General features: G+C 41.7%; 23 protein-coding genes. 21 read left to right on the top strand and 2 right to left on the bottom strand.

The window, feature by feature from the left end; translation table 11 throughout:
• Positions 1 to 7 precede the first annotated feature (7 nt).
• The 15 genes from MHH41_RS16800 (at position 8) to MHH41_RS16730 (ending at position 11,842) form a co-directional block, all read left to right on the top strand.
• Complete coding sequence (locus MHH41_RS16800) at positions 8 to 562, top strand: manganese efflux pump MntP (protein WP_137054279.1); 555 nt, start codon at positions 8 to 10, stop codon at positions 560 to 562.
• A 63-nt stretch (positions 563 to 625) separates the two neighbouring features.
• Positions 626 to 1,084, top strand: a complete 459-nt coding sequence (locus MHH41_RS16795) for a low molecular weight protein arginine phosphatase (RefSeq protein ID WP_284907427.1) — start codon at positions 626 to 628, stop codon at positions 1,082 to 1,084.
• Between the two features lie 140 nt (positions 1,085 to 1,224).
• Complete coding sequence (gene rpiB, locus MHH41_RS16790; protein WP_003214714.1) at positions 1,225 to 1,674, top strand: ribose 5-phosphate isomerase B; 450 nt, start codon at positions 1,225 to 1,227, stop codon at positions 1,672 to 1,674.
• Between the two features lie 12 nt (positions 1,675 to 1,686).
• Positions 1,687 to 2,226: a TIGR01440 family protein gene (locus MHH41_RS16785; protein WP_003214786.1), complete on the top strand. Its 540-nt coding sequence runs from the start codon at positions 1,687 to 1,689 to the stop codon at positions 2,224 to 2,226.
• A gap of 177 nt (positions 2,227 to 2,403) precedes the next feature.
• Positions 2,404 to 3,651, top strand: coding sequence for a serine hydroxymethyltransferase (gene glyA, locus MHH41_RS16780; protein WP_012011552.1), 1,248 nt, complete (start codon positions 2,404 to 2,406; stop codon positions 3,649 to 3,651).
• A gap of 148 nt (positions 3,652 to 3,799) precedes the next feature.
• Positions 3,800 to 4,429 carry a uracil phosphoribosyltransferase gene (gene upp / locus MHH41_RS16775; protein WP_003214553.1) on the top strand — a complete coding sequence of 210 codons (630 nt, stop codon included), beginning with the start codon at positions 3,800 to 3,802 and terminating at the stop codon, positions 4,427 to 4,429.
• A gap of 496 nt (positions 4,430 to 4,925) precedes the next feature.
• Complete coding sequence (locus MHH41_RS16770; RefSeq protein WP_003215321.1) at positions 4,926 to 5,309, top strand: ATP synthase subunit I; 384 nt, start codon at positions 4,926 to 4,928, stop codon at positions 5,307 to 5,309.
• A gap of 7 nt (positions 5,310 to 5,316) precedes the next feature.
• On the top strand, positions 5,317 to 6,051 hold the full coding sequence (gene atpB / locus MHH41_RS16765; protein WP_003215198.1) for a F0F1 ATP synthase subunit A: 735 nt from the start codon (positions 5,317 to 5,319) through the stop codon (positions 6,049 to 6,051).
• 48 nt (positions 6,052 to 6,099) lie between these two features.
• The gene (gene atpE, locus MHH41_RS16760) at positions 6,100 to 6,312 is read left to right on the top strand and encodes a F0F1 ATP synthase subunit C (RefSeq protein ID WP_003214968.1); all 213 of its coding nucleotides are present in this window, start codon (positions 6,100 to 6,102) and stop codon (positions 6,310 to 6,312) included.
• A 120-nt stretch (positions 6,313 to 6,432) separates the two neighbouring features.
• The gene (gene atpF, locus MHH41_RS16755) at positions 6,433 to 6,954 is read left to right on the top strand and encodes a F0F1 ATP synthase subunit B (RefSeq protein WP_003214532.1); all 522 of its coding nucleotides are present in this window, start codon (positions 6,433 to 6,435) and stop codon (positions 6,952 to 6,954) included.
• Positions 6,951 to 7,496 carry a F0F1 ATP synthase subunit delta gene (locus MHH41_RS16750; RefSeq protein WP_012011549.1) on the top strand — a complete coding sequence of 182 codons (546 nt, stop codon included), beginning with the start codon at positions 6,951 to 6,953 and terminating at the stop codon, positions 7,494 to 7,496. Before atpF ends, MHH41_RS16750 begins: the two co-directional genes overlap by 4 nt.
• Before the next feature lie 16 nt (positions 7,497 to 7,512).
• Positions 7,513 to 9,021, top strand: a complete 1,509-nt coding sequence (gene atpA / locus MHH41_RS16745; protein ID WP_003214775.1) for a F0F1 ATP synthase subunit alpha — start codon at positions 7,513 to 7,515, stop codon at positions 9,019 to 9,021.
• Between the two features lie 88 nt (positions 9,022 to 9,109).
• Complete coding sequence (locus MHH41_RS16740) at positions 9,110 to 9,976, top strand: F0F1 ATP synthase subunit gamma (RefSeq protein WP_003214656.1); 867 nt, start codon at positions 9,110 to 9,112, stop codon at positions 9,974 to 9,976.
• Positions 9,977 to 10,000: 24 nt separating this feature from the next.
• Positions 10,001 to 11,422, top strand: a complete 1,422-nt coding sequence (gene atpD, locus MHH41_RS16735) for a F0F1 ATP synthase subunit beta (RefSeq protein ID WP_034660283.1) — start codon at positions 10,001 to 10,003, stop codon at positions 11,420 to 11,422.
• 24 nt (positions 11,423 to 11,446) lie between these two features.
• Positions 11,447 to 11,842 carry a F0F1 ATP synthase subunit epsilon gene (locus MHH41_RS16730; RefSeq protein ID WP_050944437.1) on the top strand — a complete coding sequence of 132 codons (396 nt, stop codon included), beginning with the start codon at positions 11,447 to 11,449 and terminating at the stop codon, positions 11,840 to 11,842.
• Positions 11,843 to 11,884: 42 nt separating this feature from the next.
• Here the strand turns inward: MHH41_RS16730 and MHH41_RS16725 are convergent, their stop codons facing one another.
• Entirely contained in the window at positions 11,885 to 12,367 is a 483-nt protein-coding gene (locus tag MHH41_RS16725; RefSeq protein ID WP_445661615.1) for a hypothetical protein, read from the bottom strand.
• A gap of 161 nt (positions 12,368 to 12,528) precedes the next feature.
• Here MHH41_RS16725 and MHH41_RS16720 point away from each other — a divergent pair, with 161 nt between their 5' ends.
• The 6 genes from MHH41_RS16720 (at position 12,529) to MHH41_RS16695 (ending at position 18,029) form a co-directional block, all read left to right on the top strand.
• A complete protein-coding gene (locus MHH41_RS16720) occupies positions 12,529 to 12,759 on the top strand; it encodes a DUF1146 family protein (protein ID WP_003214947.1) in 231 nt (76 codons plus the stop codon).
• A 128-nt stretch (positions 12,760 to 12,887) separates the two neighbouring features.
• Positions 12,888 to 13,622 carry a YwmB family TATA-box binding protein gene (locus tag MHH41_RS16715; protein ID WP_050944436.1) on the top strand — a complete coding sequence of 245 codons (735 nt, stop codon included), beginning with the start codon at positions 12,888 to 12,890 and terminating at the stop codon, positions 13,620 to 13,622.
• A 32-nt stretch (positions 13,623 to 13,654) separates the two neighbouring features.
• Complete coding sequence (gene murA / locus MHH41_RS16710; RefSeq protein WP_003214862.1) at positions 13,655 to 14,962, top strand: UDP-N-acetylglucosamine 1-carboxyvinyltransferase; 1,308 nt, start codon at positions 13,655 to 13,657, stop codon at positions 14,960 to 14,962.
• Positions 14,963 to 15,218: 256 nt separating this feature from the next.
• Complete coding sequence (gene spoIID, locus MHH41_RS16705; protein ID WP_044140138.1) at positions 15,219 to 16,244, top strand: stage II sporulation protein D; 1,026 nt, start codon at positions 15,219 to 15,221, stop codon at positions 16,242 to 16,244.
• A gap of 326 nt (positions 16,245 to 16,570) precedes the next feature.
• The gene (locus MHH41_RS16700; protein WP_080984771.1) at positions 16,571 to 17,269 is read left to right on the top strand and encodes a VWA domain-containing protein; all 699 of its coding nucleotides are present in this window, start codon (positions 16,571 to 16,573) and stop codon (positions 17,267 to 17,269) included.
• Positions 17,270 to 17,351: 82 nt separating this feature from the next.
• Complete coding sequence (locus MHH41_RS16695; RefSeq protein WP_340866573.1) at positions 17,352 to 18,029, top strand: VWA domain-containing protein; 678 nt, start codon at positions 17,352 to 17,354, stop codon at positions 18,027 to 18,029.
• Positions 18,030 to 18,081: 52 nt separating this feature from the next.
• Here the strand turns inward: MHH41_RS16695 and MHH41_RS16690 are convergent, their stop codons facing one another.
• A complete protein-coding gene (locus MHH41_RS16690) occupies positions 18,082 to 20,430 on the bottom strand; it encodes an FdhF/YdeP family oxidoreductase (RefSeq protein ID WP_212045626.1) in 2,349 nt (782 codons plus the stop codon).
• Positions 20,431 to 20,467 lie beyond the last annotated feature (37 nt).

Genomic DNA, 20,467 nt, shown 5'->3' with positions numbered 1-20,467 from the left:
GATTTACATGTACGAACTAGCTGGCGAATTGCTGACGCTCAGCATCATGGCTTTTGCACTGGGGATGGATGCTTTTTCGGTTGGACTTGGCATGGGAATGATTCAACTGAGGTTTTGCCAGATCATTTATATTGGACTTGTCATTGGGATATTTCATATGTTTATGCCGCTTTTTGGCATGCTAACAGGTCAGCTCCTATCAGGCTGGCTCGGTCTCCTTGCCACCTATATCGGCGGGGCGCTGCTTTTGGTGCTCGGGCTGCAAATGATCATTGCGTCTATTCGCAAAGAAGATAAACCATTTATCGCACCTGTTGGCGCTGGTCTTGTTCTTTTTGCAACAAGTGTCAGCTTAGATAGTTTTTCCGTTGGTTTAAGCCTCGGAATTTACGGTTCTCGCGTATGGATGACCATTTTATTGTTTGGTTTTTTTAGTATGATCCTCACATGGCTTGGATTATTACTCGGTAAACAGGTCCGTTCATGGGTGGGATCATATAGCGGAGCGCTTGGCGGAATCATTTTACTAGCCTTTGGTATCAAATTATTATTTCCGCTCTAGTCAGTCTCCTTACATAACATGTAGAATGAAATGCTATATAATAGAAGAAAAGGAGGGCGAAAGATGAAAATCTTATTTGTTTGTACGGGAAATACATGCAGAAGTCCGATGGCTCAAGCCCTTTTTGCTTCAATTGCACAAGAGAAAGGTTTAGAGGTCACTGTTAAATCAGCGGGCATTTTTGCCTCAGATGCTGGGAAGGCTTCTCCTCAAGCGGTCGAAGCACTATTTGAGAAAAGCATTCCACTGAATCACTCTTCAGCAAAACTGACAGAGGATCTTCTGCGAGCAGCTGATTACGTCTTCACCATGACCATGCAGCATAAACAGTTGATTGTGGAGCAATATGCACATGCAAAAGACAAGATTTTCACTCTAAAGGAATTCGCGACAGGGACAGAAGGCGATGTATCCGATCCATTTGGAGGAAGCCTGTCTGTTTATCAGGAAACACGTGATGAACTTGAAGCATTGCTCCAGCAGCTGGCTGAGAAATTGAAAAAGGATCAGACGTCCTCATAATGGACAACCTGTAAAACCGTTGCATCAACGGTTTTTCTGCTTTTGTTTGCAAATGACTAAGCAGAGGTTAAAATATAACTGTAAATAAAGAATAAATGTAAGGCATAACAGATCAACTCACCCTTAGGAGGAATTGCCCGATGAAAGTAGCTATTGCATCCGATCACGGCGGAACGAATATTCGTGAAGAAATCAAACAACTGATGGATGAATTGAAGATTGAATACATTGATATGGGTTGTGAATGTGGATCAGGTTCTGTAGACTACCCAGATTATGCTTTTCCTGTAGCTAACATGGTGGCAAACGGAGAAGTGGACCGCGGCATTTTAATTTGCGGGACAGGCATCGGTATGAGTATCTCAGCAAACAAAGTAAAAGGAATTCGCTGCGCGCTGGCACATGATACATTTAGTGCGAAAGCGACTAGAGAACATAATGATACAAACGTCCTTGCAATGGGAGAACGAGTCATTGGACCTGGATTAGCACGTGAGATTGCACACATTTGGCTGACAACAGAATTTACGGCAGGACGACATGCTGTACGGATTGGTAAGATCGCTGATTACGAAGAAAAGCACCTATAAGGAGCGCTTAACATGAACATTGGTCAAGATTGGCTTGAAATGTTAAAAGAGTTTCATCAAATGGTCGAACTGCGTGCTGGGCAAATCTTAGTGATCGGCTGCAGTACATCAGAAGTGGCTGGTGAGCATATTGGGACAGCAGGAAGTGAGCAAATAGCTGCGTCCATTTATCAAGAATTGGATCAGCTAAGACGAGAGACCGGCATTGAGGTCGCTTTCCAGTGCTGTGAGCATTTGAATCGTGCTCTTGTTGTGGAGGAAGAAGTGGCTTTCCGGCTTAATCTAGAGATTGTGGCGGCAGTACCTGTCCGAAAGGCGGGTGGTTCGATGGCGGCTCATGCGTATCAGCACATGGAACATCCTGTGTTAGTTGAATCCATCGAGGCGCATGCTGGGATCGATATCGGTGATACATTCATTGGGATGCATCTAAAGAGAGTCGCTGTACCTGTTCGCCTTAGTCGGCATCAATTAGGACATGCACATGTGACGTTTGCGAAAACGCGTCCGAAGCTGATTGGCGGAGAACGAGCGGTTTATACAAAATCTTAGCTAAGATATATTTCTAATATAATGTTGAATGATGAAGGCGCTTCACCACTTGAATATTCGGTTTTTCGCAAAAAAAGAAGTCAATTTTCCAAAAAAACTTTTACATTTCACTCAAAAACCGTGTACAATGAGATGGTGAAAACATCGAATGGAAATAGATTGGAGAGGATTTCGCTGATGAAACATTTACCTGAGCAAGACGCACAAGTATTCAAGGCAATTCAACTAGAGCGGAAACGCCAGCAAGACAAAATTGAATTAATTGCATCAGAAAACTTTGTAAGCGAAGCAGTCATGGAAGCGCAGGGCTCTGTATTAACAAACAAATATGCAGAGGGTTACCCTGGTAAACGCTACTATGGCGGTTGTGAACATGTAGACGTTGTAGAAGATATCGCACGTGACCGCGCAAAAGAAATTTTTGGCGCTGAGTATGTGAACGTACAGCCTCACTCAGGTGCTCAAGCGAACATGGCCGTATACTTTACCATTCTTGAGCATGGCGATACAGTGCTAGGTATGAACTTATCACATGGCGGGCATTTAACGCACGGAAGCCCTGTTAACTTTAGTGGTGTACAGTACAACTTTGTAGAATATGGTGTTGATAAAGAAACGCAGCATATCGACTATCAAGATGTACTTGAAAAAGCACGTGAACATAAGCCAAAGCTAATTGTTGCGGGTGCAAGTGCATACCCACGTCAAATTGATTTCAAAAAGTTCCGTGAGATTGCGGATGAAGTCGGTGCTTACTTTATGGTCGACATGGCTCACATTGCAGGTCTTGTTGCAGTAGGTCTTCATCCAAATCCAGTTCCTTATGCAGATTTTGTGACAACGACGACTCACAAAACATTGCGTGGACCTCGCGGCGGAATGATTCTATGCCGTGAAGAGTTTGGTAAAAAGATCGACAAATCGATCTTCCCTGGTATTCAAGGTGGACCACTGATGCATGTCATCTCTGCAAAAGCTGTTTCTTTCGGTGAAGTATTGAACGGAGATTTCAAAACATATGCACAAAACGTCATTGACAATGCAAAGCAGCTAGCTGAAACCCTTTTATCTGAAGATATTCAGCTTGTGTCCGGTGGAACGGATAACCATCTTGTTCTCATCGACTTGCGTTCTCTTGGTATCACAGGAAAAATTGCAGAAAATGTTCTTGATGAAATCGGTATTACAGTGAACAAAAATGCGATTCCTTATGATCCAGAAAAACCTTTTGTCACAAGTGGTGTACGTGTTGGCACAGCAGCAGTGACAAGCCGCGGTTTCGATCAAGAGGCAATGAAAGAAGTCGGTTCCATTATTGCGCTTGCTCTAAAACATCATGAAGATGAAGCGAAATTAGAAGAAGCGAAAAAGCGTGTATCTGATCTGACTGCCCGCTTCCCTCTATATAACGAATTAGATTATTAAAAAGCAGACCCATTTGCCTATTTTTGGCATGTGGGTTTTTTTTTGTAGGATTTGCGAATCATATTGAAAGATGATGTCTTTTTATGTAGAATTGTAGGAAGTGTGCAAAGTTCACCGGAAGATGACAGAAAAGGAGTTGTAGCAAGCAATGGCAAAGGTTTATGTATTTGATCACCCGCTTATTCAACACAAACTTACATATATTCGTGACGTTCATACAGGAACAAAAGAATTTAGAGAGCTAGTGGATGAAGTCGCAACATTAATGGCATTTGAAATCACAAGAGACTTACCGCTTGAAGAGGTAGATGTAGAAACACCTGTACAAGTAGCGAAATCAAACGTGATCTCAGGGAAGAAACTCGGTGTTGTGCCAATTTTAAGAGCAGGTCTTGGTATGGTGGACGGGATTTTGAAACTCATTCCAGCTGCTAAAGTGGGACATGTCGGTTTATACCGTGATCCGAAAACATTAAAGCCTGTTGAATATTATGTGAAGCTTCCATCTGATGTGGAAGAGCGTGAATTTATCGTAGTAGATCCAATGCTTGCAACTGGCGGTTCAGCAGTCGAAGCATTGAACAGCTTGAAAAAACGCGGAGCGAAAAACATTCGCTTCATGTGTCTGATTGCTGCTCCTGAAGGTGTAGAAGAAATGCAAAAGCACCATCCTGACGTTGATATCTACATTGCAGCATTAGATGAGAAATTGAACGAAAAAGGCTACATTATCCCAGGTCTTGGTGATGCTGGTGACCGTATGTATGGAACGAAATAACATGTTTTAATAAAAGCCCACATGCAAACGTGCATGTGGGCTTTTTGAAATATATGACAAACGGTTGATATCGTTCTTAGAAAAATCAATGTATACTGAACATTAGCTGTTTTTTTCAATGAATGTCACGTGTCTCCTAAAGTTTGATGAAATTGTGAACATTTTGTGTGCTCTATCATTATAGAAAAGTTTTTTAACTTTCAACGGATTGACACATCATAGACGCTATTGTATGCTAAACGAGGGTATTATGGTAAGGTTTTCATAGCCTATAGCACTCTACTAATCCTCATTGTGAACCCTTTAATTATCAGGGTTTGTATCAGCGAATGAAGCAACATCCCATAGATCTTTAGATTTCAAGTCTGATTGTGCAATTAGACCGATGGGTGATTGATTTTTTTCGAACAGGACTGCTTATCATAAGCGTCTTCTACGCAGTTTTCATCACCATTTATTACCTTTTTTACAATATTTTTCATCGGGAGTCAGATGAATGAACGATCCAAACGCGATTTTCCGCAGACAGAGTAAATACATGTTCTATCTATTGGCAATTTTTGTGTTTGGCTATGCCATGCCTGGTTTTAAACCACTGTTTCTTGGTTTGATTATCGGCACAATTTTTGCTTTCTTTAATTTATTCCTACTTATACGGAGAATGCACGCTTTTGATCGAGCGGTTAAAAAAGGAAAATCCATTCGTTCAATGGGAAGTACAGCCAGGTGGGCCAACGCAATTCTCGCAGTAGCGATTGCTTGGCGTTACCCTAATGAAGTTCATCTGGCAGGTGTTGTTATAGGATTAATGACAATATATCCTGTCATTATGATAGATTCCTTCATTCAACTTAAACGTTCTACTATGGAAGAGAGGTGAATACTCTTTGGGTCACAGTTCAAAAACGACAGAATTTTTAGGGTTAACGTTCAACTTATCCAATGTTCTCATGATTACGATTGCTAGTATCATCGTTCTTCTCATAGCGGTGCTGACTACTCGTGTTCTGTCTATTCGTCCGACAAAGGCGCAGAACTTCATGGAATGGATTGTTGATTTTGTTCGAAATATCATAGGTAGTTCGATGGACATGAAAACAGGAGCCCCATTTCTAGCGCTTGGCGTTACATTACTCATGTACATATTTGTTTCAAACATGCTTGGACTGCCATTTTCGATTACGGTCGATCACAACTTGTGGTGGAAATCACCAACAGCAGACCCTGCAATTACAATGACACTAGCGATTATGGTCATGGGATTGACACATTACTACGGTGTCAAGGCAAAAGGAGTCAAGGAATATACGAAAGACTACTTTAGACCAATTCCGCTTTTAGTACCATTGAAACTTATTGAAGAATTTGCAAACACGCTAACACTTGGTTTGCGTCTTTATGGAAACATTTTTGCTGGAGAGATTCTTCTTGGTTTGCTTGCAGGACTTGCGACCAATTTCTACACGCAAAACATTGCGCTTGGTATTGTTGGTACATTAGGTGCCATCGTGCCGATGATTGTATGGCAGGCATTCAGTTTGTTTGTCGGAACAATCCAAGCATTTATCTTCACCATGCTGACAATGGTGTACATTTCTCATAAAGTCAGCGACGAACACTAAAAAATTGAGAGTCCAAAAAGGACGTTATTTTAAAGGAGGAGCTTTTTAATGAATTTAATAGCAGCAGCAATTGCAATCGGTTTGGGAGCACTAGGAGCAGGTATTGGTAACGGTCTAATCGTATCTAAAACAGTTGAAGGAATCGCTCGTCAGCCAGAAGCTGGTAGAGAACTAAGAACTCTTATGTTCATCGGGGTAGCTTTAGTTGAGGCACTTCCAATTATCGCTGTCGTTATCGCATTCTTGGCATTCTTTGGTTAATATGTGAGAAGCGTTCTAATATGAATTTTAATGGCGAAGATCAGATTAGTTCGAAACTTCGCCATTCCTTTATGTTTTGTTTCTTAACATATTATTTAAAGAAGGGAGTTGCCGTACTAAATGTCTCAGTTACCAGTGGTTTTAGGAGCAGGTGGCTTAAGTTTCAACGCCGGGGATATGATATTCCAGCTGATCGCTATGCTCATCTTGCTTGCACTTTTAAAGAAATTTGCGCTTAAGCCTTTATTAGGGATTATGAAACAGCGTGAAGATTATATAGGAAATGAAATTTCAAGTGCTGAACAAAAGCACGTTCAAGCTGAAAAGCTTCTTGAAGAACAACGTGTCTTATTGAAAGAAGCACGCGAAGAATCACATACACTCATCGAAAATGCGAAAAAGATTGGTGAGAAACAAAAAGAAGAGATCATTCAAGCAGCACGTCAAGAGTCAGAGCGCTTGAAAGAGTCTGCTAGAACTGAAATCGTGAAAGAAAAAGAACAAGCTGTGGCTGCACTGCGCGAGCAGGTTGCATCACTATCTGTACTTATTGCATCTAAAGTGATTGAAAGAGAACTTGATGAGCAAGCACAAGAGAAATTGATTCAAGAGTATCTTAAAGAGGCAGGCGAAAGCCGATGAGCGTGACTATTGTCTCTAAGCGTTACGCTTCTGCTCTTTTTGACATCGTTCTTGCTTCTTCGGCAGTAGACGAAACTGAAAAAGAGCTGAATGAGATCAAAAAAGTTCTAAAGGCTGACCAAGAATTGAATGACTTTCTTGTTCATCCAAAGATTACGGCAGACAAAAAGAAACATTTGATTGCAGAAGCTTTCAAAGGTGTTTCGACACATGTATTGCACACAATGTATTTATTGATTGACCGCGGACGCACGAATATTTTCTCTGAAATGACGTCTGAGTTTGTGAAACTGGCAAACCGCACGAAACAAATAGACGATGCGATCGTGTATTCAGTGAAACCGCTGAGCGGTGCTGAAATTCAATCTTTATCTGAAGTATTTGCCAAAAAAGCCGGAGTCACATCACTGCGTGTTGAAAATGTGATTGACAAGGATCTAATAGGCGGAGTGAAAATCCGTATCGGAAACCGCATTTATGACGGCAGTGTCAGCGGAAAGCTTTCCCGCATTGAACGTCAGCTTGCAGGCGAAAATCGTTAGAAGGGGTGAAACCTTAGTGAGTATCAAAGCTGAAGAGATTAGCGCGCTGATAAAGCAGCAAATCCAAAACTATCAATCTGAAATTGAAGTAAAAGATGTCGGTACAGTCATCCAAGTAGGGGACGGTATCGCGCGTGTACATGGCCTTGACAACATTATGGCAGGAGAGCTGGTTGAGTTCTCTAACGGTGTAATGGGTATGGCTCAAAACCTTGAGGAGTCTAACGTAGGTATCGTTATTTTAGGACCTTACAAAGATATCCGCGAAGGTGACGATGTAAAACGTACAGGTCGTATCATGGAGGTTCCAGTTGGTGAAGAGTTAATCGGACGTATTGTGAACCCACTTGGTCAGCCTGTTGATGGACTAGGTCCAATTTTAACAAGCAAAACTCGTCCAATCGAAAGTGAAGCACCAGGCGTTATGGATCGTAAATCTGTTCATGAGCCGCTTCAAACAGGGATTAAAGCAATTGATGCCTTGATTCCAATCGGACGCGGACAGCGTGAATTGATCATTGGTGACCGTCAAACAGGTAAAACATCTGTTGCAATTGATACGATCCTAAACCAAAAAGATCAAGACATGATCTGTATTTATGTAGCAATCGGACAAAAGGAATCAACGGTTCGTGGTGTTGTTGAAACACTTCGTAAGCATGGTGCGCTTGATTACACAATTGTAGTCACAGCTTCTGCATCACAGCCAGCCCCACTTCTTTACCTTGCTCCTTATGCAGGTGTAACGATGGGTGAGGAATTCATGTATAACGGCAAGCACGTACTTGTTGTATATGATGACCTTTCTAAACAAGCGGCAGCTTACCGTGAGCTTTCATTATTGCTTCGTCGTCCTCCAGGTCGTGAGGCATTCCCTGGTGATGTTTTCTATCTTCACTCTCGTTTATTAGAGCGTGCAGCGAAGCTTAGTGACGAAAAGGGTGGCGGTTCTATCACAGCATTGCCTTTCGTAGAAACGCAAGCTGGCGATATCTCTGCATATATCCCAACAAACGTTATTTCAATCACAGATGGACAGATTTTCTTACAATCTGACCTCTTCTTCTCAGGCGTACGTCCAGCAGTAAACGCAGGATTGTCTGTATCCCGTGTAGGTGGTTCTGCACAAATCAAAGCGATGAAAAAGGTAGCAGGTACACTTCGTCTGGATCTTGCTTCTTATCGTGAGCTTGAAGCATTTGCTCAATTTGGATCTGATCTAGACCAAGCGACTCAAGCAAAATTAAACCGTGGTGCTAGAACAGTTGAAGTTTTAAAACAAGACTTGAACAAACCGCTTAAAGTTGAAAAACAAGTAGCGATTCTTTATGCACTTACAAGAGGATACTTAGACGATGTCGCGATTGCTGATGTCAAACGTTTCGAAGCTGAGTTATTTATGTACATTGAAGAAAACCATAAAGGCTTGTTTGACACGATCTCTCAAACAGGAAACATGCCTGCTGATGAAGAGTGGAATACAGCAATCGAAGGCTTTAAACGTACGTTTGCACCAAGCAACTAATTAGTAATCTTTCCGAGAGAAAAAGATTCTCTTTTTCTCTCTTTTCACGTAAATGAACACGGATTCCTGAAAAAAGGTGGTGAAATCTTTGGCCTCATTACGCGATATAAAGTCAAGGATCACGTCAACGAAAAAATCGAGTCAGATCACAAAAGCGATGCAAATGGTATCAGCTGCGAAACTGAATCGTGCTGAAAACAATGCGAAGTCTTTTGTTCCTTACATGGAAAAAATCCAGGAAGTCGTTGCTGCAATCGCAACTGGAACAAGTGCTAAGCACCCAATGCTTCTTTCAAGACCTGTCAAGAAAACAGGGTATCTCGTCATTACATCTGATCGAGGACTTGCAGGACCTTTTAACAGCTCGATTTTGCGTGCCGCTTACCAAACCATTCAATCTCGTCATCAATCTGCTGATGAATATGCGGTGATTGTGATTGGTAAAATCGGACGCGACTTCTTCAAAAAGCGCGGTATTCCAGTTATTTCTGAAGTCACAGGGCTTGGAGACGAAGTAGCGTTTGCTGATATTAAAGAATTAGCAAGCAGTACAGTTCAAATGTTCTCTGATGAAGCGTTTGACGAACTTTACATGTTCTACAACCACTTTGTCAGTGCCATTTCACAAGAAGTAACAGAGAAGAAATTATTGCCGCTAACGGACATTTCGGCCGCAGCGACACCCAATAAACGTTCCGCATCTTATGAGTTTGAGCCTTCTGAAGAAGAAATTCTTGAAGTTCTCCTTCCTCAATATGCAGAGAGTTTGATTTTCGGTGCGCTTCTTGACAGCAAAGCAAGTGAACATGCTGCAAGGATGACAGCAATGAAGAGTGCAACAGACAACGCAAAGGAATTGATCGACGGCCTGACACTCTCTTACAACCGTGCTCGTCAAGCAGCGATTACACAAGAGATTACAGAAATTGTCGGCGGAGCAGCTGCCTTAGAATAGAAATAATTGTCAGGAGGGAATGCAATGAAAACAGGACGCATCAGTCAGATCATGGGACCAGTCGTAGACGTTCATTTTGAAGACGGTCACTTGCCTGAGATTTATAATGCGATCAGAGTTTCGCATAAAGCGGAAAGTGAAAGTGAAGTTACGATCGACTTAACTTTAGAAGTAGCACTACATTTAGGTGATAATACAGTCAGAACCATCGCAATGGCATCAACAGATGGTGTGAAGCGCGGTATGGAAGCTGTAGACCTTGGAAAACCAATTTCAGTACCAGTTGGTAACGTAACACTTGGACGCGTATTCAACGTACTGGGAGATAATATTGACTTAGATGAGCCACTTGGTGTGGAAGCTCAAAGAGATCCAATCCACAGACAAGCGCCTTCTTTTGATCAACTTTCTACAGAAGTTGAAATTCTTGAAACGGGTATTAAAGTTGTTGACCTTCTTGCTCCTTACATCAAGGGCGGAAAGATCGGTCTATTCGGTGGAGCCGGTGTAGGTAAAACCGTTCTGATTCAAGAATTGATCAACAACATCGCACAAGAACACGGCGGTATTTCTGTATTCGCTGGTGTTGGAGAGCGTACACGTGAAGGAAACGACCTTTACTACGAAATGAAAGATTCTGGCGTTATCGAAAAAACAGCCATGGTCTTCGGTCAAATGAACGAGCCACCAGGTGCACGTATGCGTGTTGCCCTAACTGGTTTGACAATGGCAGAGCATTTCCGTGATGAACTAGGTCAAGACGTATTGTTCTTCATCGATAACATCTATCGCTTTACACAAGCAGGTTCTGAAGTATCAGCCCTTCTTGGACGTATGCCTTCAGCGGTAGGTTATCAGCCGACACTTGCAACAGAAATGGGTCAGCTGCAAGAGCGTATCACGTCTACAAACGTAGGATCGGTTACATCGATTCAAGCGATCTATGTACCTGCGGATGACTACACGGATCCAGCTCCAGCAACAACGTTCGCTCACCTTGATGCAACGACAAACCTTGAGCGTAAGCTGACTGAAATGGGTATTTACCCAGCGGTTGATCCTCTTGCTTCAACATCTCGTGCACTTGCACCTGAGATCGTTGGCGAAGAGCACTATGCCATTGCGCGTGAAGTGCAGCAAACATTGCAGCGTTATAAAGAACTACAAGATATCATTGCCATTTTAGGTATGGATGAATTATCAGAGGACGATAAGCTTGTGGTACACAGAGCGCGTCGTGTTCAATTCTTCCTATCTCAAAACTTCCACGTAGCAGAGCAGTTCACTGGCCAAAAAGGTTCTTACGTGCCATTGAAAGAAACTGTTAAAGGCTTCAAGGAAATCTTATCTGGTAAATACGATCACCTTCCAGAAGATGCATTCCGCTTAGTTGGACGCATTGAAGAAGTGGTTGAAAAAGCCAAAGAGATGGGTGTAGAGGCCTAATCTGGTCCTTAGGAGGGTAAAAGCATGAAGACCGTTCAAGTCAATATCGTTACTCCCGACGGCCCAGTGTATCAAGCGGATGTGGAAATGGTCAGTGTCAGAGCAGAAAGCGGTGAGCTTGGTATTTTAGCTGGCCACGTTCCAATGGTTGCTCCGCTAAAAATCGGTGCAGTTCGCTTAAAACATAGTGGATCAACTGAATTGGTTGCAGTCAGTGGCGGATTTGTTGAAGTCCGCCCTGAACAAGTAACCATTCTTGCTCAGGCCGCTGAAACATCAGAAAAAGTTGATGTCGATCGTGCGAAATCAGCGAAACAGCGTGCTGAAGAGCATTTGAACCACCCGAATGAAAGTGATGTACGCCGGGCGGAACTCGCATTAAAACGGGCATTAAACCGTTTAAATGTAGCAGGGAAATAAAACAGAAAATCCTTCTTATCACAATGATAAGAAGGATTTTTTTTAGAATGACATGAGAGATTGATACATCGACACATAAGGATGAGAATCCTGTGTTTCAAGATATAAGTGCTCGCAAAACTGCGTACTATGCCACGTTTTATTGTGCCGGCGCAAACCCAGCGTATATTGATGCGGAGAGTCCATATAAGGACGTACCACCCAGTCAGCATCCGAATGATGTCGGAGGACAACCTCTCCCATATACACACTCATCATCGCTTCTAATGCATCTATTGGCATTTTCCACTCAGCAAACAACTGCTTGGTAAATGCATCAAAGTAAAGTGTTTCTAACTGATACAGGCTCTCCTCAGAATAATCCAAAGAAATGTTATGAAAATGACACAATTGCGCTAATTCTTCTAGCTGTGTCTGTCTATAATCAAAGTAGAAAGCAATGGCCTCCCATTCATGATCAAATGAGGGAACCAGTTCTCCGTACAAATCAACAAAATCAGGAAAAGAATCTTTCAATATGTTCATCTCCTTCCACACGCAGTATATCATCTCCTTGGCACCAGGATAAGAGGGGATTTACTCTAAATGTAGCTCTTTTTTCCAAATGATTCATCTTTCCGATTTTCGAGGATATAATGAAAGGGAGTTTTCCTTTACAGAAATAAATATAAGGAGGATTCAACTGTATGGAAGACGTAGGACAACAAGCAATTGTTAGTATTGTGATCCACCTGTTTTTTATTGCGATTACATGGTGGGCATTGCTTGCCGTTAATATTGACCCACTGATTAAAAAAGGGAAAATCATTCAGGCAAGATTGCTGATGATGCTCATTACCATTGCTATTGCATCTGCAGTCAGCAATTTCTTCCTTGATTACTTAAATTTCTCCAAACAAATACCTTATATGTTCTAACATAAAAGGTTTGGTCACTGCCTTATGCGGGAACGTAAAAAGAAGTGTCAAAAGTATGGCCTTTGATGACTTTTCCACGTATGCATAGACCTCCTTGCGGCAACACTTGTAGCAAGGGGGAATGACAAGTGAGAAAGTATGTAAAAGGTTGGCCATTATTTGCGTTTATTCTTTTTTTTGTTCTGATGATTCAAGGTGTTCGTGCGGAAGAATCTTCTCCGCTCGTCCAAATAGCAGAAGGTTTGAAAAGCCAGCAAATTGAAGTAGATGGATGGACTCTTCACGCCAAAACAAATGTAGACATTTCATCCGAACAATTTTCAAAAAAAGTGAAACGTTTGAGAGACGAACTACGACAGTATGAGTGGACCGAAAAAGAAGAAAAACATGTCACCAAAGTCACAGGAATTTACAAAGATGAAAAAAATGATACATTATCAAAAATTTTACTCGTGAAGACCGACACAAAATCCAATCAAAAGTCGTATTTATTATATGAGCAAAAAGGTGCTCGCCCACTGAATACCTGGAAGCATACATATGATCAGTTCGTACGTCATGCAAAAAGCATATTACAAGAGAAATTTGTAATTTTTACTTGTCTCGATGGTCATGTAAATGGTATGATGGATGTTGTTTTGCAAAAAAAGGCTGAAATGTTAGCAAATGAATTTCAAGCAAAACCAGTTGAGTATCTCGTTGAGTCTAATTTTGTGTCGCTTTCCGCTTACACAGATAAGTGGGAACAGTTCATTATGACTTCAAATGATAAAATGAATGTTCAAATTGCCATCAGAAGTTCGGAAATGAACGAAAATCATACGATTACGGTTGGCACACCAATCGTAACGACTGAATATTAATATAGAGAATTTGGGACGCGGAGGGGAAGACCTTGGAAAAAATCATCGTCCGCGGCGGTCAAAAGTTAAACGGCACAGTTAAAGTAGAAGGAGCAAAAAATGCCGTTTTACCAGTTATCGCTGCATCTTTGTTAGCAAGTACAGAAAAAAGCGTAATTTGTGATGTACCTACGCTCTCCGATGTATATACAATCAATGAAGTGTTACGTCATTTAGGAGCAGAAGTACATTTTGAAAATAACGAAGTATCAGTGGATGCATCTCATGCACTAGAAACTGAGGCTCCGTTTGAGTATGTCCGTAAAATGCGAGCGTCTGTGCTCGTCATGGGACCACTTTTAGCAAGAACAGGTCATGCAAGAGTTGCATTACCTGGAGGCTGTGCGATTGGTTCAAGACCAATTGACCAGCATTTAAAAGGCTTTGAAGCAATGGGAGCTAAAATTCAAGTAGGAAATGGTTTCATCGAGGCTGAAGTTCAAGGCCGTTTAAAAGGTGCGAAAATCTATTTGGATTTCCCAAGTGTTGGCGCAACTGAAAACATCATTATGGCAGCAGCATTAGCTGAAGGAACAACGATTTTAGAAAACGTAGCAAAAGAACCTGAAATTGTTGATTTGGCAAACTACATCAATGCCATGGGTGGTAAGGTTCGCGGAGCTGGTACTGGTACAATCAAAATCGAAGGTGTGGAAACACTTCACGGTGCAAAACACAACATCATCCCTGACAGAATTGAAGCAGGTACTTTCATGGTGGCAGCAGCCATTACAGAAGGAAATGTTCTTGTGAAAGGCGCAGTGCCGGAGCACATGACATCACTTGTAGCAAAAATGGAAGAAATGGGTATTCAGATCATTGAAGAAGAAGAAGGTTTAAGAGTCATTGGACCATCTGAGCTCAAGCCAATCGATCTAAAAACAATGCCACATCCTGGTTTCCCAACGGATATGCAATCTCAGATGATGGCGCTATTGCTTCGTGCGAACGGAACAAGCATGATCACAGAAACGGTATTTGAAAACCGCTTTATGCATGCAGAAGAATTCCGCCGTATGAATGGTGATATTAAAATTGAGGGTCGCTCTGTCATTATCAACGGGCCGGTTCAACTTCAAGGTGCTGAAGTGTCAGCGACTGATTTAAGAGCAGGAGCAGCACTTGTACTTGCTGGATTAGTAGCAGAAGGTCATACACGTGTCACTGAGTTGAAGCATATCGATCGTGGTTATGTGAACTTCCACCAGAAGCTTGCAGCAATCGGTGCAGATATTGAAAGAGTAAATGATGAAACAGCAGATGTGACACAAGAACAAGTTGTATCAGATCTGAACGCGTAATCATAAAGAAATCAGTGTGTCCATTGGGGCATGCTGATTTTTTTTAAGAATCATAGAATGCTTTATTTTAAAAGCTTATCATTAGTGTATCCAACCATCTTAAATTTTATTCATAAAGACGAACAGTAAAATCAGTTGATAAAGAGTCTCTTATCTTCATCAAAAGACTTGTCCACTGAATGAAAGAAGCTGTCATATTAGCTTGTCCCCGCCCATAGGATAAAAGAGATTCAATGACAAATGGGGGCAGCCAAATATGAAACCAATGATATGGACAATCGCAGGAATATGCATCATTATTTTAATGATTCCAACTTTACTTGTGTTGCCGACGTTTCAAGGGAAACCGGAGGCAAGCCAGCATGTATCAGCGGAGCCATCAGTTAAAAAAGAAGTAAAGGGTACAGTCAAATTGAAGCAATCACCCGTCGCTATCCCCGTCTATCGTTCAGCTCATCAGCAGGTAGAAAACATCCCCTTAGAAGAGTATGTGATTGGTGTCGTAGCATCTGAAATGCCAGCTGATTTTGAGATGGAAGCACTCAAGGCACAGGCACTCGCCGCAAGAACGTATATCGTCAGACAAATGATCATCGATAAGACCGTCAAATCACCAAAGGGCTCTCTTGTAGATGATACCCAAATGTTCCAAGTGTATAAAAACAAGCAGGAACTCAAGAAAATTTGGGGAAAAGCGTACAATTGGAAGTTAAAAAAAGTCACAGAAGCTGTCGCCAGCACACAAGGAAAAGTGCTCACTTATGACGAGAAACCAATTGATGCCTCATTCTTTTCAACAAGTAATGGGAAAACGGAAAATGCCGAAGCTTATTGGAAAAATGAAATTCCATATTTGAAAAGTGTTTCAAGTAAATGGGACGAAAAATCGCCAAAATTTCAAAACAAGAAAACCATCCCAGTTAGTGAATTTCAGCAAAAATTAGGTGTGACGCTCACTCAACAGGCTCAGGTAGGACAGATAGTAGAGCGGACACCAGGAAATCAAGTAGCAAAAGCCGTAATAAACGGTAAAACATTGACAGGCAGAGACATTCGAGAGTCATTAGGACTTCATTCAGCAGACTTTACATGGGAACGACAGGGCCAGCAAATTATCATTACCACAAAAGGGTATGGCCATGGTGTTGGAATGAGTCAGTACGGTGCGCATTATATGGCACAGTCAGGCAAAAAAGTAGATGCTATCGTGAAACATTATTATAAAGGAATTCAAATTGAATCAGCAGATCGTTTTCTTAACACGTATATGGCTAAAAAATAAAGCAAAGGTGCCTCCAGAATAGGGGCATCTTTTTTGTGTGTTCCAAGAGTTTTGAACAGAATGTGTCAATTTGCGACTTAAGACGCACCTCAGGAAATCTTAAACATTTACGTCCCGACAAGAACCGATGGCCGATACAAAGCCCCTCGAAAGAAGGAGAAAACAAGAGAAAAAATGATGTGTTGGGTGAATGTATCTAGACAACTGACAGATTTTTAGTGATTTTGATGAAAGAGAAAAAGGGACCGAGTCCTATACCATTCCAAGACAGAATATTTTACGATTAAGATGTTTCAATTTAATACATAGGGAGGAAGGAAAAAATGATGTTGAAAAAAGTATTTACACTCGTAACCTTAGCTGTATTGACATTATCTATGTCGATCTCTTCACCTGTATTTGCAAAAGCATCTACAGTCAAAAAACATAACAAAGATGTAAGAGTCACCATCTTACTTGATGCAAGTGGAAGCATGGCAAGAAAAGTAGAGGGAGAACGCAAATTTGACCTCGCAAAACAAGAGGTATTTAAATTTGCTCAGTCACTTCCAAAAGACGCTAAAATTCGTATGAGCTTGTTTGGCTCTGAAGGAAACAACAAAAATTCAGGTAAAGCTCAATCATGTGAAGTCATTAGAGGCGTTTATGGCGTACAGCCTTACGAAAAAGAAAGCTTTGAAAACTCTTTAAACGGACTTGGACCAAATGGCTGGACACCGATTGCTCGTGCTCTTGAACATGCAAAGCAAGCGGATGAGCAGCTTAATAATGGAACAAAACATATTGTGTACCTCATCACTGATGGCGAAGAAACTTGTGGAGGAGATCCAGTAAAAGTAGCAAAAGAATTGCATAACTCAAAAGGTTCGACTGTTGTTAATGTCATTGGATTAGACTTTAATGATGGCTATGAAGGTCAATTAAAGCAAGTAGCCAAAGCTGGTAAAGGCCATTACTACCAAGCAAGCACTGGTAAAGAAATGGGTTCTATCCTGTCAGCAGAATCATTAAAACTACACGAATAACTTGCTGAACAAAAGGGAAACGATTGATGTATGCTTTCGTTTCTCTTTTTCTGTACAAATGTAAAAAGGGAGGTTTTTATGAATGAAACGCAATATCGTATTAACCATTTTGGCTAGTCTTGTCCTGTTTCTTTCTTCACCAGCTCATGCTGTGACAAAAAAACAGGAGCCGGCTCATGTGGTGATATTACTCGATCTAAGCGGCAGCATGGCGCAATCAGTTGAAGGCGAAAAGAAAATCGATATCGCCAAACGTTCTATTCAAAGCTTCGCAAGTATTTTATCAGATGATACACAAGTTCTTCTTCGTGTGTTTGGTCATGAAGGAACCAATAAAAATGCTGGAAAAGCAATTTCTTGTGAAAGCTCTGAAGCCGTTTATGGATTTGGTTCATATGAGTCATCAACATTTCAGCAAGCGCTGAATGTGTATAAGCCAACCGGATGGACACCACTTGCAAAAGCATTAACAGATACGAAGCAAGATTTTGAAGATCACCAGGCTGAAGGGAAAAATATTGTTTACGTCGTCAGCGATGGTCAAGAAACTTGTGGAGGAAGCCCTTCACAAGCAGCAAAGGAATTACATGAAGGAGGAATTGACACCATTGTTAATATCATTGGCTTTGACGTGAATGAAAAAGAAGCCAAAAGTCTAAAGTCTGTTGCAAAAGCAGGCGGTGGACAATATCAACCGGCTGCAAATGCAGAAGAATTGAATCACATTCTACAAAATGCAGCGAGCGTTTTTAGTCAGTAGGATATGAATGGGAGCTGGGGATTGTTTTCCCCAGCTGTTTTTTAGTTGAAGATCAATTCAAGGTGGTTTCTAATTCATCAATTCGTTTCTCCACGTAGTGCTGGTCTTTTCTTGCATGAAAGGTTTCGGCTTTTTCTAATATGGCCGCCGTATTATATTCGGGAATCTGTGAGTAGCTCTCATACACACCCTTTGGAATTAAAACGTTCCCTTCAGGCCAGTAAACAGCGATATTGCCACGTTTCAACTCCCCAAATTGAGCGACTCCTTGGTAGGATCCATACTGATTAAACAAAACAACTGGATCACCTTCTTTGACATAAAGCTCTTTAGCATCTTCTTCATTCATCAAGATAGAATGACGCTTCCCACCATTAAAGGCATCCTTTTCACTATAGATCATAGAGTTGAATTGCTTTCCTCTTCTTGTCGTAATATTAAAATGTCCCTCGGTTTTTCGGTATTGAGGCAGCTGGGCAGGAAGAAGATGTCCTTTGCCATCCGGTGTTGGACACTCTCCGTCTTCACATAGCCAGGCACCTCCCCATTGGAAAACGTCTCCTTTATGACGTAAATGCTGGATGCCATTATAGTTTCGATTTGCGATCGCAATCTCACGGCGAATGTCTTCAGCCGTTTCGAAATGAATCAGCTCAGCATCTTGTGGACGTACTCTTTTTGCAAGATCCATATAAATATCCCATTCTGCTCTGGCTTCCTCAATCCGAGGTCCTTCAATTTCTGGACTGAAATATACCATGCGTTCCGTACTAGTGGAAGTACCGCCTCCTGGCTGCTCATATCTTGTCATAGCAGGGAGAATAATTACCGTCTCTTCTGCCTCTACAAGTGTAGAGGTATTCAAAATGATATCTTGATGGACACGAAGTTCAAGCCCAGATAAAGCTTTTTCAATCGCATCTGGATTTGGCATCGTTTCTAAAAAGTTCCCGCCACTCGTAAACAGCATTTTGAGTTTTTGCGGATGTTCTTTAGGGAGAGCCATTTTCTCAAATGATTGCCCAATGGTGTCACCATGCCATTTCGGAATGTCAAACCCCCAAATCTTTTCGATTCTTTCAATATTCTCTTCATCAAAATCACTGCCCGGCAAAACAAACGGGTCAGCACCCATTTCACCAGAACCTTGAACACCGCTATGCCCGCGAATTGGCATGACACCACAATGTTTCCTGCCAATAAACCCACGTAACATAGCAAGGTTGGCAACCTGTGATATATTATCAGTTGCAAAGCGGTGCTGAGTAAGACCCATGCTCCAAATGAAAACGCCTGAATTGGCATTGGCAAGAAGGATCGCAAATTCCTTCATTCTTTCTTTTGATAAGCCTGATGATGCTTCAAGGTCTTCCCATTTCAACTGTGCGACATGCTGCTGTAAATCCTGTATGCCGGTAGTATGGGCTTGAATAAATTCATGATCAAGAGCGGAATGGGGCGCGTGCTGCTCCATGTCAAACCAATGTTTGATGACACCATTCATAAACGCAATATCGCCGCCTATATTGACTTGATAGAAATCATCCGCGATTTTTGTGCCGAATAAAGCACTTTCTGGAATAGAGGGAACCCAGTACTTTTCCATGGCAGGCTCTTTGTACGGATTGATGACAATAATTTTGGTTCCTTTCTTTTTCGCCGCATACATATATTTAGTGGAAACGGGCTGATTGTTTGCTGCGACAGATCCCCAAAAAATTAAGACATCTGTTCCGATCCAATCGTTGTAATTACAACTGGAGGCTCCTATCCCAAGGGATCGCTTAAGAGCGGTTTTGCTCGGTGAATGACAAATGCGAGACGCATTATCAATATGATTTGTCCCGATAAAGCGAGCTGCCTTCGCAGCGGTATAATAGACTTCATTTGTAATTCCTCTAGCTGTTAAATAGAAAGCGAGCTGCCGTTTATCAATTGATTTGATTTTAGCTGCGATTTGATCTAATGCATCATCCCAGGAAATACGTGTAAAGGCATTGTCACCTTTTTTTCGAATCAGTGGATAAGGGATACGGCCAAGTTTGCGGAGAGTAGTGCTGTCCATTTGTTTGAGCTGTTGAATGTCTTCAAACCATTTTGGATCAATAGCTGGCATTGTATTAAGACGAAGTACATTTAGTCTTGTGGTGCATATATGAGGTCCTGCGAGCGTTTGGTCATATAGCCCTGAAACACCAAGGGCACAGCCGTCACACACGCCTTGCGTTAAAATGCGATATGCATAGGGGAGATTATCCTTGTTCTCCCAAGCCACTTTCATCGTATCTCGAATGTGTTTCGGCTTTACTTTTCCAAGTCCCATAGGCGCAAAAGAGGCCCATAGCTTTGGTGAGGGTTTTTTATTAAGCTTAATAGGCCCCTTATGTTTTGTTTTCCCCATGATATCATCACCCTCCTATTACTTTATAAAGCGTTTT

This window comes from Bacillus sp. FSL K6-1145 (assembly GCF_038003425.1).
Lineage (GTDB): Bacteria > Bacillota > Bacilli > Bacillales > Bacillaceae > Bacillus > Bacillus pumilus.
Note: the sequence above shows the minus strand (reverse complement) of the source record. Positions and strands in the feature narration are given on the sequence as shown.

Coding starts and splice junctions, on each gene's coding strand:
- MHH41_RS16800 (WP_137054279.1), top strand. CDS start 8: ATGTACGAACTAGCTGGCGAATTGCTGACGCTCAGCATCATGGCTTTT.
- MHH41_RS16795 (WP_284907427.1), top strand. CDS start 626: ATGAAAATCTTATTTGTTTGTACGGGAAATACATGCAGAAGTCCGATG.
- rpiB (WP_003214714.1), top strand. CDS start 1,225: ATGAAAGTAGCTATTGCATCCGATCACGGCGGAACGAATATTCGTGAA.
- MHH41_RS16785 (WP_003214786.1), top strand. CDS start 1,687: ATGAACATTGGTCAAGATTGGCTTGAAATGTTAAAAGAGTTTCATCAA.
- glyA (WP_012011552.1), top strand. CDS start 2,404: ATGAAACATTTACCTGAGCAAGACGCACAAGTATTCAAGGCAATTCAA.
- upp (WP_003214553.1), top strand. CDS start 3,800: ATGGCAAAGGTTTATGTATTTGATCACCCGCTTATTCAACACAAACTT.
- MHH41_RS16770 (WP_003215321.1), top strand. CDS start 4,926: ATGAACGATCCAAACGCGATTTTCCGCAGACAGAGTAAATACATGTTC.
- atpE (WP_003214968.1), top strand. CDS start 6,100: ATGAATTTAATAGCAGCAGCAATTGCAATCGGTTTGGGAGCACTAGGA.
- atpF (WP_003214532.1), top strand. CDS start 6,433: ATGTCTCAGTTACCAGTGGTTTTAGGAGCAGGTGGCTTAAGTTTCAAC.
- MHH41_RS16750 (WP_012011549.1), top strand. CDS start 6,951: ATGAGCGTGACTATTGTCTCTAAGCGTTACGCTTCTGCTCTTTTTGAC.
- atpD (WP_034660283.1), top strand. CDS start 10,001: ATGAAAACAGGACGCATCAGTCAGATCATGGGACCAGTCGTAGACGTT.
- MHH41_RS16730 (WP_050944437.1), top strand. CDS start 11,447: ATGAAGACCGTTCAAGTCAATATCGTTACTCCCGACGGCCCAGTGTAT.
- MHH41_RS16725 (WP_445661615.1), bottom strand. CDS start 12,367: ATGAACATATTGAAAGATTCTTTTCCTGATTTTGTTGATTTGTACGGA.
- MHH41_RS16720 (WP_003214947.1), top strand. CDS start 12,529: ATGGAAGACGTAGGACAACAAGCAATTGTTAGTATTGTGATCCACCTG.
- spoIID (WP_044140138.1), top strand. CDS start 15,219: ATGAAACCAATGATATGGACAATCGCAGGAATATGCATCATTATTTTA.
- MHH41_RS16700 (WP_080984771.1), top strand. CDS start 16,571: ATGTTGAAAAAAGTATTTACACTCGTAACCTTAGCTGTATTGACATTA.
- MHH41_RS16695 (WP_340866573.1), top strand. CDS start 17,352: ATGAAACGCAATATCGTATTAACCATTTTGGCTAGTCTTGTCCTGTTT.
- MHH41_RS16690 (WP_212045626.1), bottom strand. CDS start 20,430: ATGGGGAAAACAAAACATAAGGGGCCTATTAAGCTTAATAAAAAACCC.